At 58.8% G+C, this 12308-nt stretch carries 15 protein-coding genes and 1 pseudogene; 11 read left to right on the forward strand and 5 right to left on the reverse strand.

Features of this window, described 5'->3' with window-relative positions:
* Positions 1-42 precede the first annotated feature (42 nt).
* From ACA064_RS14895 to ACA064_RS14905, 3 genes are all read left to right on the forward strand, one after another.
* Positions 43-990 carry a LysR family transcriptional regulator gene (locus ACA064_RS14895; RefSeq protein ID WP_497674029.1) on the forward strand — a complete coding sequence of 316 codons (948 nt, stop codon included), beginning with the start codon at positions 43-45 and terminating at the stop codon, positions 988-990.
* Positions 991-1081: 91 nt separating this feature from the next.
* Positions 1082-1885: a putative hydro-lyase gene (locus tag ACA064_RS14900; protein ID WP_497674030.1), complete on the forward strand. Its 804-nt coding sequence runs from the start codon at positions 1082-1084 to the stop codon at positions 1883-1885.
* 23 nt (positions 1886-1908) lie between these two features.
* Positions 1909-2439 carry a hypothetical protein gene (locus ACA064_RS14905; protein ID WP_497674031.1) on the forward strand — a complete coding sequence of 177 codons (531 nt, stop codon included), beginning with the start codon at positions 1909-1911 and terminating at the stop codon, positions 2437-2439.
* On the opposite strand, the gene ACA064_RS14910 is transcribed toward ACA064_RS14905, so the two are convergent.
* Positions 2436-2804 carry a VOC family protein gene (locus ACA064_RS14910; protein ID WP_497674032.1) on the reverse strand — a complete coding sequence of 123 codons (369 nt, stop codon included), beginning with the start codon at positions 2802-2804 and terminating at the stop codon, positions 2436-2438. The two genes, ACA064_RS14905 and ACA064_RS14910, sit on opposite strands and share 4 nt — an antisense overlap.
* 32 nt (positions 2805-2836) lie before the next feature.
* Entirely contained in the window at positions 2837-3820 is a 984-nt protein-coding gene (locus tag ACA064_RS14915) for an AraC family transcriptional regulator (RefSeq protein WP_497674249.1), read from the reverse strand.
* 238 nt (positions 3821-4058) lie between these two features.
* Here ACA064_RS14915 and ACA064_RS14920 point away from each other — a divergent pair, with 238 nt between their 5' ends.
* On the forward strand, positions 4059-4331 hold the full coding sequence (locus ACA064_RS14920) for a DUF4242 domain-containing protein (protein ID WP_497674033.1): 273 nt from the start codon (positions 4059-4061) through the stop codon (positions 4329-4331).
* 91 nt (positions 4332-4422) lie between these two features.
* Positions 4423-5235, forward strand: a complete 813-nt coding sequence (locus ACA064_RS14925; RefSeq protein WP_497674034.1) for a class I SAM-dependent methyltransferase — start codon at positions 4423-4425, stop codon at positions 5233-5235.
* Positions 5236-5436: 201 nt separating this feature from the next.
* On the opposite strand, the gene ACA064_RS14930 is transcribed toward ACA064_RS14925, so the two are convergent.
* From ACA064_RS14930 to ACA064_RS14940, 3 genes are read right to left on the reverse strand one after another with little or no spacing between them, the layout of a single operon-like run.
* Positions 5437-6054, reverse strand: coding sequence for a TetR/AcrR family transcriptional regulator (locus ACA064_RS14930; RefSeq protein ID WP_497674035.1), 618 nt, complete (start codon positions 6052-6054; stop codon positions 5437-5439).
* Positions 6041-6892 carry a 3-hydroxybutyryl-CoA dehydrogenase gene (locus tag ACA064_RS14935; protein WP_497674036.1) on the reverse strand — a complete coding sequence of 284 codons (852 nt, stop codon included), beginning with the start codon at positions 6890-6892 and terminating at the stop codon, positions 6041-6043. Before ACA064_RS14935 ends, ACA064_RS14930 begins: the two co-directional genes overlap by 14 nt.
* 18 nt (positions 6893-6910) lie before the next feature.
* Entirely contained in the window at positions 6911-8095 is a 1185-nt protein-coding gene (locus ACA064_RS14940) for an acetyl-CoA C-acyltransferase family protein (RefSeq protein WP_497674037.1), read from the reverse strand.
* A gap of 226 nt (positions 8096-8321) precedes the next feature.
* On the opposite strand from ACA064_RS14940, the gene ACA064_RS14945 reads away from it, so the two are divergent.
* The 6 genes and pseudogenes from ACA064_RS14945 (at position 8322) to ACA064_RS14970 (ending at position 12141) form a co-directional block, all read left to right on the forward strand.
* Positions 8322-9335, forward strand: coding sequence for an AraC family transcriptional regulator (locus ACA064_RS14945; protein WP_497674038.1), 1014 nt, complete (start codon positions 8322-8324; stop codon positions 9333-9335).
* A gap of 245 nt (positions 9336-9580) precedes the next feature.
* Positions 9581-9703 (forward strand): annotated as a pseudogene (locus ACA064_RS14950) (alpha/beta fold hydrolase); the annotation flags it as partial.
* 219 nt (positions 9704-9922) lie between these two features.
* Entirely contained in the window at positions 9923-10111 is a 189-nt protein-coding gene (locus ACA064_RS14955; RefSeq protein WP_497674039.1) for a Com family DNA-binding transcriptional regulator, read from the forward strand.
* A gap of 9 nt (positions 10112-10120) precedes the next feature.
* Positions 10121-10678, forward strand: a complete 558-nt coding sequence (locus ACA064_RS14960) for a lipid II-degrading bacteriocin (protein ID WP_497674040.1) — start codon at positions 10121-10123, stop codon at positions 10676-10678.
* A gap of 6 nt (positions 10679-10684) precedes the next feature.
* On the forward strand, positions 10685-11662 hold the full coding sequence (locus tag ACA064_RS14965) for an IS5 family transposase (protein WP_497669155.1): 978 nt from the start codon (positions 10685-10687) through the stop codon (positions 11660-11662).
* 152 nt (positions 11663-11814) lie between these two features.
* The gene (locus ACA064_RS14970) at positions 11815-12141 is read left to right on the forward strand and encodes a lipid II-degrading bacteriocin (protein WP_497674250.1); all 327 of its coding nucleotides are present in this window, start codon (positions 11815-11817) and stop codon (positions 12139-12141) included.
* Positions 12142-12308 lie beyond the last annotated feature (167 nt).

The raw sequence follows: 12308 nt of genomic DNA on the forward strand, positions 1-12308 counted from the left end.
ACAGTGAATACCCTCAATATCACCAAAGCCACAAGAGCCGCCATGAACCTCAAATTCCTCGAAACCTTCGTCTGGGTCGCCCGCCTGCAAAGCTTCAGCCTGACCGCGGAGAAAATGTTCAGCACCCAGGCCGCGATCTCCAGCCGGATCGCTTCGCTGGAAGACGAACTGGGCCTGCGCCTGTTCGTGCGTGATTCGCGGGGAGTCTCGCTGACGCCCGAAGGTCTCAAGGTGCTCGACTATGCCGAGCAGATGCTGGAAGTGCAGCGAGCGTTGAAAGACTCTCTGGACAACACCAGCCCGCAGCAGGGACTGGTGCGCATCGGCGTGATGGATACGGTGATCCATACCTGGCTCAGCCCGTTGATGTCGACCCTGATGCAGACCTTTCCTGCGGTGGAAATCGAGATCACCGCCGACGCCGCGCGCAATCTCTGCGACCAGTTGCAGAAGGGCTACCTGGACATCGTGTTCCAGACCGACTTCATCCGCCACGAAAGCGTGCGCAACCTCGAGCTGGCCCATTACCCCATGCACTGGATCGCCGCCAGCAACTCGATCTATGCCCGGCCCTATGCCTCGCTGGCCGAGATGGCCGGTGAACGCATCATTACCTTCGTCAAACACTCGCGCCCGCATCAGGATGTGCTCAACCTGCTGCACGCCCATGGCATCAATGCGCCGCGGGTCAGTTGCGTCAATTCGGTGTCGGCCATGACCCGGCTGATTCGCGACGGCTTCGGTATCGGCGCCTTGCCGGCCGCGCTGGTGGCCAAGCCCCTGGCCAGCGGCGAGCTGATTCAGCTGGAGCCGGGCAGCCGCTTGCCGCAACTGGATGTCGTGGCCTCGTGGCGCGCCGGGGTGGGTCTGGAACTGGTGGAGAGTATTGTCAGAATGAGCCGCCAGGTGGTCAATCAATACGCCGCGGATGTCGGCCCGCAACGCATGGTTTTGGTAGCGGATCTCAACAGCCGGCTGCCCCTCGAATAACTTTTAGTTATCCGGGGGTAACAACATTCCTAGTTGGACGGCATCGCCATGGTTTTTTACAAAGAGTCACCGAACCCATGGAAATGTCGTGATGAACCAGCCCCTCCTGTCCTTCGAGCAGTTGCAGCACAACGCGCCACTGGCCCTGCGCCAAAGCATCGCCGCCGGGCAGTATCAGGGCCACACCAGCGGCCTCGGCCAGGGCCGGGTGCAAGCCAATATCGTGATCCTGCCCCGTGCCTGGGCCGACGAATTCCTCAGGTATTGCGCCCTCAATCGCCAGGCCTGCCCGTTGCTCGACGTCACCGAGCCGGGTGATCCGTATTTTCTCAATCTCGGAGAAGCCATCGATATTCGCCATGATGTGCCCCGATACCGGGTCTATCGCCATGGCGAACTGAGTGAGGAGCCGCTGGATATCGAACACCTGTGGCAGGACGACCTGGTGGCCTTCGCCATCGGTTGCTCGTTCTCCTTCGAACAACCCTTGCTGGATGCCGGCATTGCGCTGCGGCACATCGACCTGGGGCGCAATGTCGCCATGTACCAGACCAATATCGACACCCGGCCCACCGCGCGCCTGGGCGGCAAGCTGGTGGTGAGCATGCGGCCGATGAAAGCCGCGGCGGCGATCCAGGCGATCCAGATCACCGCCCGCATGCCCAACGTCCATGGCGCGCCAGTCCACATAGGTGATCCATCGCTGATCGGCATCCATTCGTTGAGCACGCCGGACTATGGCGATGCCGTACCGATCGAAGCCGACGAAATTCCGGTGTTCTGGGCCTGCGGCGTGACCCCGCAGTCGGTGGTGCAGGCGTCACGTCCGCCGCTGTGCATCACCCATGCCCCGGGTTGCATGCTGGTGACAGATTTGTGGAACAATGCTTTGTAATCCATTGATACAAGGGACAATCAATGAAAGCGCCTCGGTTATCGATTCAACAGTACATAAAAGCCAAGGACGGTAACCGCCCGCATCTGTTGCGGCAGGCCTTTACCCCAGAGGCCGTACTGGACATGGTGGTGCACACCGGAACCATCTCGTTTCCACCCCACGTTGAAGGCCGTGGGTCGATCGGCGAAGTCCTGGTCAGTCGGTTCGGCCAGACCTTCGAAAACATTTACACCTTCTGCCTGGGATGCCCCCCTGAGTCGGATAGCCCAAGGTTCCGATGTAAATGGCTGGTCGCCATGTCCGACAAGAGTTCCGGCGAGGTCCGGGTAGGGTGCGGTCTGTATGAATGGCAGTTCAGTCCCGGGTCCGGGTTGGTCGAGAAGCTCACCATCACCATCGAGCACATGAAGACGCTGCCGGCGACTGATCTGCAGCCGATAATGGATTGGGTATCAAGCCTGGACTATCCGTGGTGCAGTCCGGAAGAGGCCATTCGCTACGCTCCAGATATAGGCATGCTTAGCGATGTGATTCGTTACGTCACGGTCTAGGGCTTAGTGAAAATCTCCAGCAGATGGCCGTCGGGATCATCGAAATACACCCGGCGACCACCGTCCAACCGGTTGATTTCATTTGGCCGCTGCTTGCCGGGATCGGCCCAGTAGGGCATTCCCTGGGCCTGTATACGGGCGAAAATCGGCTCGAAATCGTCCTCGCCGATCAGGAACGCGTAGTGCTGGGACGCAATTTCTCCCTCCTCGTCGTAATAGTCGAGCGAGACGCCGTTATCCAGTTGGACCACCAGCATCGGACCGAACGGGGCAGGGCGGGGCAGGCCCAGCAGCTCCACCAGAAATGACGATGACCGCTGCTTGTCACGGCACCAGACGATGGTGTGGTTCAGCTGTACGCTCACGCTGCAATCCTCCTGCCACGATCACCTTCAGCTTAGGCAACATTCGGTTTTCCACGCGCTGTCGCCGACTGACTGCGCCGCCATGCCGCGGGCGGACAGCCGAACTCGCGGCGAAAGGCCCGGCTGAAGGCGGTATCGGTCTGATAACCCACTTGCTCTGCGATGTGCGCCAATGAGGCGTTGCTGCGGCGCAACAGATTGGCCGCCAGTTGCATCCGCCATTGCGCCAGGTACTGCATGGGCGAACTGCCCACCAGTTGCTGAAAGCGTTCCGCAAGTACTGACCTTGAGGTGCCTGCGGCGCGCGCCAGTTCATCCAGAGTCCAGGCCTGCGCGGGGCTTTTGTGCAGCGAGTTCAACGCGGCACCGACGATCCGGTCCCTGACCCCGGCCAGCCAGCCGGTGCGACCCTCGCTTTGTTCACTCATGTACAGGCGCAACACCTCGATGAACAGCACCTCAGCCAGTTTCGCCAGCACCCCGGCACCGCCGGGCCGTGGGGAACGGGCCTCGGCCAGGGCGTAACGCACCGAAGATTCCAGCCAGATACCGGCACTCGAGCCGCGCACATTGACCTTGACCAGCGGCGGCAATCCGGCCAGCAGCATCCCCGCCAGGCGGGTATCGCATGCCAGATAGCCACACACCAGGCGGGTTGCCGGACCGCCACCGCCGTAGTTCAGTTGACGTGGACGGCGCGATAGCACCGCAGCCAGACGCCCACCTTTGGCGGGCGCAAGTCCGGGTTGCGAGCTCATGCGATGGGCATCACCCTGAGGGAAAATAACCACGTCGCCGGCGGTCAAAAGCAGCGGCGGCTGGTTGTCGAGTGCGACATAACACTCGCCTTCGGTGATCAGGTGGAAGATCACCACCCGCTCGGCGTCAGGCTCCAGCAGTGGGGCCACCGAGTCGGCTCTGGGTGACTGATAGCACCAGGGCGCGGTGAACCTGGCATTGATAAAGATCGCGCCCACCAGGTGAACCACGCCCAAGGTCTGCGACAGGGCGTCCATCAGCCGTTGCTCCGCTGCACCACGGGTAGCGAGGTTTCGACAATGAACTGTGCTGCCATGGCTGATCTCCCCATTGGCCGGGCTTTTCCGATTGTGAGCGCGTGGCCGCGGGACAGGCAATGTCCGGACGATCGGGCAGACCTTGCCGACGATCGGGCAGGACGCCACGGTGTCCGGGCGCGATAGTTGTCCCACGGGGTAACTGCCTGCCCCGGCGATCCAACAAGTGGAGGTTGCCATGCCGAAGTTTGTTATTGAACGGGATATTCCGGGAGCCGGAAACCTTACGGAGCGAGACCTGAAAGCCCTTTCGCAAAAGTCCTGCAAGGTCATTAGCGAGTTGGGACCAGAAGTGCAGTGGCTGCAAAGCTACGTCACCGGCGACAAATTTTACTGCGTGTATATCGCACCGAACGAGGAGCTGGTCAGGGAACACGCCAGGTTAGGCAGTTTCCCCATCAACCGGGTTTCCCAGGTCACCTCGATCATTGATCCCACAACGGCGGAGTAGCGGCGTTCAATCAGGTTTTGCAGAGGCTGCGGCTGATCGACAGTTCGGCCTTTGTGCGAAATCTACGCCCTCCCATTCGGAGCCAGAACTCATGAGTACCCCAATTGATTTGAACGCCCTGAAAAGCCGTCAGAAGGTTTCCTGGGCCAGTGGCGACTATGCGGTGATCGGCACCAAGTTGCAGATAGTCGGCGAGCAGCTGGCCGAGGCCTGCGACCTGCATTGCGATGAGCAGGTGCTTGACGTGGCGGCCGGCAATGGCAACGCGACGCTGGCCGCGGCGCGTCGAGGCTGCAAGGTGACCTCGACCGATTACGTGCCAGCGCTGCTCGAACGCGGCGAGGACCGGGCGAGGGCCGAGCGCCTGGAAGTGACCTTTCAGGTGGCCGACGCCGAAGCACTGCCTTTCGAGGATGCGAGCTTCGACGTGGTGCTGTCGACCTTTGGGGTGATGTTTACCCCCGACCAGGCGAAAGCGGCCGCCGAGCTGGCGCGGGTGTGTCGACCGGGGGGCAGGATAGGCCTTGCCAACTGGACCCCGGAAGGGTTTATCGGGCAGATGTTCAAGACCCTCGGGCGTCATCTCCCGCCACCGGCGGGCGCGCAATCGCCTTCGCTGTGGGGGACCGAAGCCCATCTGCAGACCCTGTTCGCTGACCGTGCCGCCAATATCGCGGTAACCCGACGGCTGTTCAATTTCAGGTACCGCTCCGCCGCGCATTTCATCGAGGTGTTTCGCACCTGGTACGGACCGGTTCACAAGGCCTTTGCGGCGCTTGAGGCTGACGCTGCCCTGGCCTTGGAATACGACCTGACCGAACTGTTGAACAGCCTGAACCGGGCGGGCCCGGATTCGCTGGTAGTGCCCGGTGAATATCTGGAGGTGGTGATCACTCGGCGTTGAGGCGCATTTGCCAGATCCTCTTGCCAACCACGGTCGGCGGGATTTGTGTATACCTGTAAAGTCGCGGATGTATGTGGTCGGCGTAGGGGCTGTGTGTATCCGGAAGATTTTGCCGGGCACCGACGGTTGCGGGTATCTCTCGCCGATTTTTTGCCAACCCCGGTCGGTGTAGGAGCTGCCGTAGGCTGCGATCTTTTACGCTCAAGCCACCGCCGCCTGAAGACAGGCCGCCCTTGGCGGGCAGGGGGCAAGCAAGCGTTCAATTGCGCCAGTCACCAGGGTTTCCAGCAGATCGTCACGCTGCTGGTCATCGAGGCTGTGCTGGGCCAGCCAGGACGGGGCGCTATTGAGCAAGGAGGCAATGGCGTGTCCGGCGGCCAGCAGGCTCTGTTCGGTCAGTGCTGTCCGATGCCCGAGAATCGCCAACAACCGGCATTGGTATTGCTCGCGCAATTCCTTGACCCGCTGCTGTTGATCTTCATTCAGACAACAACTGTCGCGCTCGACCAGGCGATAGTGCTCGGGCATCTCCCGATGCAGTTTCAGGTGCGCACGGATGACCACCTGAATATTGCGAGCACGGCGCGGGCCTTTGTCGATTCGCTGCAAGGTGGCCAGCAGCTCCTCGTAGAACTCTTCGATCAGGTCAAGCAGCAAATGCTGCTTGCTCGGATAGTGGTGATACAGCGAACCAGCCGTGATTCCCAGGTAGGCCGCCAGCTCACGCATGCCGACCTGGCCGAAACCCTTCCTGGCGAACAGCTCGAGCGCCTTGTCGCGATGCTGCGCCAGGCGTGAACAGCGTTCAGGCATAAGCATGGAAGCCGCGCCCGCTTTTACGCCCCAGATAACCGGCGGCGACCATCTCTTTAAGCAACGGTGCCGGACGGTACTTGCTGTCATTGAAGCCGTCGTAGAAGGCCTCGAGAATCGCCAGCAGGGTATCGAGGCCGATCAGGTCAGCCAGGGCCAGCGGGCCGATCGGCTGATTGCAGCCGAGGCGCATGCCGGCGTCGATGTCTTCGGCGCTGGCCAGACCTTCCTGGAACACCAGAATCGCTTCGTTGATCATCGGCACCAGAATCCGGTTGACCACGAAACCCGGGCGGTTGCCGGCGGTGATGGCGGTCTTGCCCAGTCGTTGCGCCAGTTCCAGCGCCAGGGCATGGGTCGCATCACTGGTCTGCAGGCCGCGAATAACTTCGATCAGGCCCATCATCGGCACCGGATTGAAGAAATGCAGGCCTATAAAGCGCTCCGATCGACTGACGCTGGCCGCCAGCTGTGTGATCGACAACGAAGAAGTATTCGAAGCGATCACACAGTCGGCACTGACCTGAGCGACGATTTGCTGCAGCACCCGCAGTTTCAGGTCGAGGTTTTCGGTGGCGGCTTCGATCACCAATTGCGCGCTTTCCAGCGTGGTGTAGTCAGTGCTGATCTGAATCCGCTGCAGCGCCGCCAGCTTTTGTTCCTCGGACAGCAGCTGTTTGGCGATTTGCCGATCCATATTCTTGCTCACCGTCGCCAGGGCTTTTTCCAGCGCGGCCTCGGAGATGTCCAGCAAGGTCACATTGATGCCGGCCAGGGCGCAGATTTGCGCAATGCCGTTGCCCATGGTGCCAGCGCCGATCACGCCGATAGTGTGCAAATTCATCTCAGGTCAATTCCTTGATTAAACGCGTTCGAACAGCACGGCAATGCCTTGGCCGCCGCCAATGCACATGGTCGCCAGGGCATAACGGCCCTGACAGCGCTGCAGTTCGTAAATGGCCTTGGTCGCGATAATCGCGCCGGTGGCTCCTACTGGGTGACCCAGGGAGATACCCGAACCGTTCGGGTTGACCTTCTGCGGATCGAAACCCAATTCTTGCGTCACGGCACAGGCTTGCGCGGCGAAGGCCTCGTTCGATTCGATGACATCCAGGTCGGCAACGGTCAGGCCGGCGCGCTTGAGCACCAGGCGAGTCGCGGGAATCGGTCCCAGACCCATCAGCGACGGCTCGACCCCGGCGTGAGCGTAGCCGACCAGGCGGGCTATAGGCTTGAGACCTTGCTCACGGACAACCTGACCGGTGGCCATGATCAATGCCGCGGCACCGTCGTTGAGGCCGGAGGCGTTGCCGGCAGTGACGCTGCCATCTTTCTTGAAGGCCGGTTTCATACCGCTCAGCTGCTCGGCGCTGACATCCCCTCGCACGTGCTCGTCAGTGGCGAACGACACCGTGCCTTTGCGGGTAGGCACTTCAATCGGCACGATCTGCTCGACAAAGCGTCCTTCGGCTATGGCCCGGGCGGCCCGTTGCTGGCTGAGCAAGGCCAGGTCATCCTGCATCTGCCGACTGATGCCGTACTGCTCGGCGATGTTTTCCGCGGTGATGCCCATATGGAAGCCGGCAAACGGGTCCTGCAGAACGCCCAGCATCAAGTCGATGCCCTGGATGTCGCCCATGCGGGCACCCCAACGCGCCTGGGGCAGCAAGTAAGCGCCCCGGCTCATGGACTCGACGCCACCGGCCATTACGGCCCCCGCATCGCCCAGCAGCAGACTTTGCGCGGCGCTGACAATCGCTTGCAAACCGGAACCGCACAGACGGTTGACGTTGAACGCCGGGGTTTCTTTCGGTAGCCCGGCATTCATCGCCACGGCCCTGGAGAGGTAAGCGTCGCGAGCTTCGGTAAGGATTACATGGCCCATCACTGCATGGCCGATATGCTCAGGGGCAAGGCCCGAACGTTGAATGGCGGCGCGGCAAACGTCGGTCGCCAACTGGATAGGCGAGACGTCTTTGAGCGACCCGCCGAAGCTGCCGATGGCGGAGCGCGCGGCGCTGACGACGAAAATATCGGAATTGTTCATATCGACTCTCTGAATCAGGGTGGATTCGTTAGCTGAAATAGTCGGCGCCTCGGCGACTGGCGTACCATGGGCGCCGTCCGGCATGGGACGATGGCCACGGGTGCTCGCTGAAACGCCTTTCCTGGTAACGAGTCTAGAGCCGGCAGCGCCACCGCGCCTATGCCATAACTGTTCAGCAGAGCTGATGTTTTTTGCCATTTCAGGCGATGAGGAGAGCACCATTCAAATGCGCGAAAAGGACTCGGTTGCTGTCTATTTTGTGCATGCCATGGTCCATGCATTGCGTGACGATCCGTTGCGACTGCGGGCGGTACTGGAGCAGGCGGGCATCGACCCGGCGCTGATGAATCAGCCCCAGGCGCGAGTCCCGGCCAGTGCGTTTGCCGCGTTATGGCTGATCCAGATTCGCGAATTGGACGACGAGTTTTTCCAACTCGACTCCCACGGCATGCCGATCGGCAGTTTCGCCTTGATCTGCCGGGCGTTGATCCAGGAGCCGAACCTGGAAAAAGCCATGCGCCAGTGCCTGGCCAACTTTGCGCTGTTCCTCCGGGATTTTCGCGGCAGCCTGAGTGTGCGCGGCAAACGGGCGGTCATCAGCGTGCAGACCCGCTGCGAAGACCAGCAGGCCAGTGTGTTCGGCGAAGAGACCTTCCTGGTGTTGATGTTCAGCCTGCTGTGCTGGCTGGGAGGGCGACGAATCCCCATCGACCGCGTGGACTTTCGCCATCAGCGTGTGCCGCTCACGGATGATCCGTTGCTCTGGGGCGCCAATCTGACCTTTGGCGCCGAGCGCACCGAGATCGAATTCGCCAGTCGTTACCTGCGGCTGCCGGTGGTCCAGGACCTGGCCTCGCTGAAAGTGTTCCTGCGCAGTGCGCCGCAATGGCTGGTGATTCGTTTCCGTAACCAGCATGGCCTCGCGGCGCAGGTCCATCAGCGCTTGCGCAGCAGCCACTACAGTGAGTGGCCGACGTTGCAAACCTTTGCCCTGGAACAACGGATGAGCCCCAGCACCTTTCGGCGCAAGCTGGAGCGCGAAGGCTGCTCGTTTCAGGAAATCAAGGACGAAGTGCGCCGGGGCATGGCCTTTGAACAGCTGCGCCAGACTCAGGTGAGCATTACCGAGATTGCCGAACAGACTGGCTTTCAGGAGCCCAGCGCCTTCCACCGGGCGTTCAAGAAATGGACGGGGGAGAGTCCGGGGCGGTATAGGGCGAGGTTTCAGGACAAGGCTTGATCCGAAATCCACCCCTCACCCCAACCCTCTCCCCAAGGGGGCGAGGGAGCTGATCTCGAGTGTCTATCGAGCTCTTGCGACCTGTGAGACTGAGTCGATTATGGATTCAACCTGGTACTTTCAGGTCGCAGCACATCTTCAGAAACCCACAATCTGCTCCCTCGCCCCTCTGGGGTGTTTGTACCGGACACATGGTGGACAGGTGTTCGGAGACATGGTGGACACTTTTAAATAGACACATTGCTCATCTGGATATCGAGGTGGTGCATCTGGTGGGCCATTCCATGGGCGGCGCGGTGTCCTTGAATACTACACGGCTGGCGCCACAGCGGGGGCGCTCACTGACCCTGATCGGCAGCGTCGGTCTATTGACTGGAAGGCAAATTCCCACTGCGCCTGTCCTCGCGGTCTGACTTACAGCGCAGTAAAACATCGCCAATATCGGGTCATGACTTTCGCGACCGATACTGTCCTGGATGATCCAGTTCATGTAGTCACCAGTTCGCAGACCAGCCCGTAAGTCGCCAAGGCCTCCTGCTCTCGCGCGAGTGACATGGAGCACGGCAGAAAACCTTAAGGTTTTGCAGATGCTAAAGGAATGCAGATGCGGTAGTTGCAAAAAACTTCTCGCCCGAGTGGGTGATTTTACAGAACTCCAGATCAAATGTTCCCGATGCGGAACGTTGAATCATATGAAGGCTGCGAGCCTCGACCCATCGCCTGTGAGCGACATGAGTGCGGCATCTGCTGCACAAACTAAACATTCGACTCTATAGGTGAACAATATGACTATTGAACTAGCTCCATCGTGTGTATATGCAGACGACTTCGGCACGCCAGCCGGGGCTATGCGCGGCCAGACTATTCCGTCCTACCCGCTAGCTGTCGGCATCGCTCAATGCATGAGAGACGATGGTTACATACAGGGTAACTGGTGGTCTCTGATGCGCAATCAACTTCTGGTTGCCCAATACAACATTCCGGCTTTCTCGCTTGGATTGTTATTGCATGACTTGGTGGCCGCTCACCATGCCGACGAGTTAAAGGCCTCACAACCATCTATGCTTGACTCAGACGCCTGGGCTCAAGGGCGAAGCAAACAAGCGCGTACAAGGTTTACGCATGATATGACCTTGACTGAGGAAACGCATTTTTCGGGTGGGATCTTCACGCCACTGAAAGCTTTTGCTCACTATCTGATGGGGGAGGGTAGAACCGCTACTGTTCCGATCAATGACATAGGCATCACCCCAACTCCTGAAAAGCTACCCGACCTTAAGGAAACTCTGAAAAAGACTTCCATCTCTGGTGAAATACCCATCTCACACGAATCGAACGGTTGAGCCCCGATGAAACAGATGTCCTTCGCCGATGCCGAGTATGCCGGTAAACGTAAGCAGACCCGCCGCGAGCGCTTCCTGATCGAGATGGATCAAGTCGTGCCCTGGAAGGGTTTGATTGCCTTGATCGAACCGCATTATCCGAAGGGTGAAGGTGGTCGTCCGGCGTATCCGTTGCTGGCCATGTTGCGGGTTCATCTGATGCAGAACTGGTTCGGCTACAGCGATCCGGCGATGGAAGAATCGCTGTATGAAACGACGATCCTGCGCCAGTTTGCAGGGCTGCATCTGGATCGAATTCCTGACGAAACCACGATTCTCAACTTCCGCCGCTTGCTGGAGAAACATGAGCTGGCGGGTGGGATTTTGCAGGTTATCAACGGTTATCTGGGTGACCGTGGATTGATGTTGCGTCACGGAACGATCGTGGATGCGACGATCATTCATGCACCCAGCTCAACCAAGAATAAAGACAAGAAACGCGACCCCGAGATGCATCAGACCAAGAAAGGAAATCAGTACTATTTTGGAATGAAATCCCACATTGGCGTTGATGCGGATTCGGGCTTGGTTCATAGCGTTGTCGGTACTCCCGCCAACGTGGCGGACGTGACACAAGTGGATCAATTGCTTCACGGAGAAGAAGTTCACGTCTGTGGCGATGCCGGTTACACCGGGGTGCAGAAACGCCCAGAACATCAGGATCGCAAGATGATTTGGTCGATTTCTGCCCGGCCCAGTTCGTACAAAGAGCATGGCAAAGACACGGTGATCGGTAGCGTGCTACGCGGGATTGAGTATGCGAAAGCGCAAGTCAGAGCCAAGGTTGAGCATCCGTTTCGAGTGATCAAGCGCCAGTTTGGCTATACGAAAGTGCGCTTTCGTGGTCTGGCGAAAAACATCGCTCAGCAGACGACGTTGTTCGCCTTGTCGAACCTGTGGATGGTGCGAAAACGATTGTTGAATGCAGGAGAGGTGCGCCTGTAATGCGGGCTAATCGCCCTGAAACAGCGCGATTAGAGGAAAAATCATGAATTAAAGAGTGGAAAGGTCCGATTTTCGACCGAATCAGCGTTTTTTGAACCTCTCACAGAGAGGGCATCAAAAATCGGTGGGTACTTCAGACCTTCCTTAAGGCCATAATCGATACTGCTCCAGTCGGAGTCACTAATGTTGAGATAATTGTCCCTTACTATACCGGGTTAGATTCGTTCAACGCTCGATACTATCTTGGCAACATCACTCTCAAAATCGTAGGCCAAGTGACCCGATTTGTATCGGGACCAGTAATCTTTGCTGGTACCGCCAAAGCGTTTAACGATGTGTACGATGCTAATCGCAGCAACCACCGTAATGACTGGGATGAGAAAGCGACCACCGCCCTACGCGGTGTAGAAAAGGCAGCTAATGCGAAGACGTACGAAATCCAAATTACCGGTGAGCTTCCTTTGCATTTCCAGAAGTAAATAAAACCCCAGATTCGCAAATAACGAGCCTGGGTCACCGGCTTAGCTGATGTACGTCGGATAACGAATTGATTGTCACTATTGAAGTTAGTAATCTTGCGACTCAACACAGATTTTTTTTGCAATATTGGAGTGCGCTCTGGTCGATGAACAAAGGAAATGAGGTT

The organism is Pseudomonas sp. LBUM1658 (assembly GCF_059716055.1).

Excerpts from the sequence above, each read along its gene's own strand:
- ACA064_RS14900 (WP_497674030.1), top strand. The coding sequence starts at position 1,082 with ATGAACCAGCCCCTCCTGTCCTTCGAGCAGTTGCAGCACAACGCGCCA.
- ACA064_RS14945 (WP_497674038.1), top strand. The coding sequence starts at position 8,322 with ATGCGCGAAAAGGACTCGGTTGCTGTCTATTTTGTGCATGCCATGGTC.
- ACA064_RS14940 (WP_497674037.1), bottom strand. The coding sequence starts at position 8,095 with ATGAACAATTCCGATATTTTCGTCGTCAGCGCCGCGCGCTCCGCCATC.
- ACA064_RS14935 (WP_497674036.1), bottom strand. The coding sequence starts at position 6,892 with ATGAATTTGCACACTATCGGCGTGATCGGCGCTGGCACCATGGGCAAC.
- ACA064_RS14960 (WP_497674040.1), top strand. The coding sequence starts at position 10,121 with ATGACTATTGAACTAGCTCCATCGTGTGTATATGCAGACGACTTCGGC.
- ACA064_RS14965 (WP_497669155.1), top strand. The coding sequence starts at position 10,685 with ATGAAACAGATGTCCTTCGCCGATGCCGAGTATGCCGGTAAACGTAAG.
- ACA064_RS14925 (WP_497674034.1), top strand. The coding sequence starts at position 4,423 with ATGAGTACCCCAATTGATTTGAACGCCCTGAAAAGCCGTCAGAAGGTT.
- ACA064_RS14905 (WP_497674031.1), top strand. The coding sequence starts at position 1,909 with ATGAAAGCGCCTCGGTTATCGATTCAACAGTACATAAAAGCCAAGGAC.
- ACA064_RS14895 (WP_497674029.1), top strand. The coding sequence starts at position 43 with ATGAACCTCAAATTCCTCGAAACCTTCGTCTGGGTCGCCCGCCTGCAA.
- ACA064_RS14930 (WP_497674035.1), bottom strand. The coding sequence starts at position 6,054 with ATGCTTATGCCTGAACGCTGTTCACGCCTGGCGCAGCATCGCGACAAG.
- ACA064_RS14955 (WP_497674039.1), top strand. The coding sequence starts at position 9,923 with ATGCTAAAGGAATGCAGATGCGGTAGTTGCAAAAAACTTCTCGCCCGA.
- ACA064_RS14915 (WP_497674249.1), bottom strand. The coding sequence starts at position 3,820 with ATGGACGCCCTGTCGCAGACCTTGGGCGTGGTTCACCTGGTGGGCGCG.
- ACA064_RS14920 (WP_497674033.1), top strand. The coding sequence starts at position 4,059 with ATGCCGAAGTTTGTTATTGAACGGGATATTCCGGGAGCCGGAAACCTT.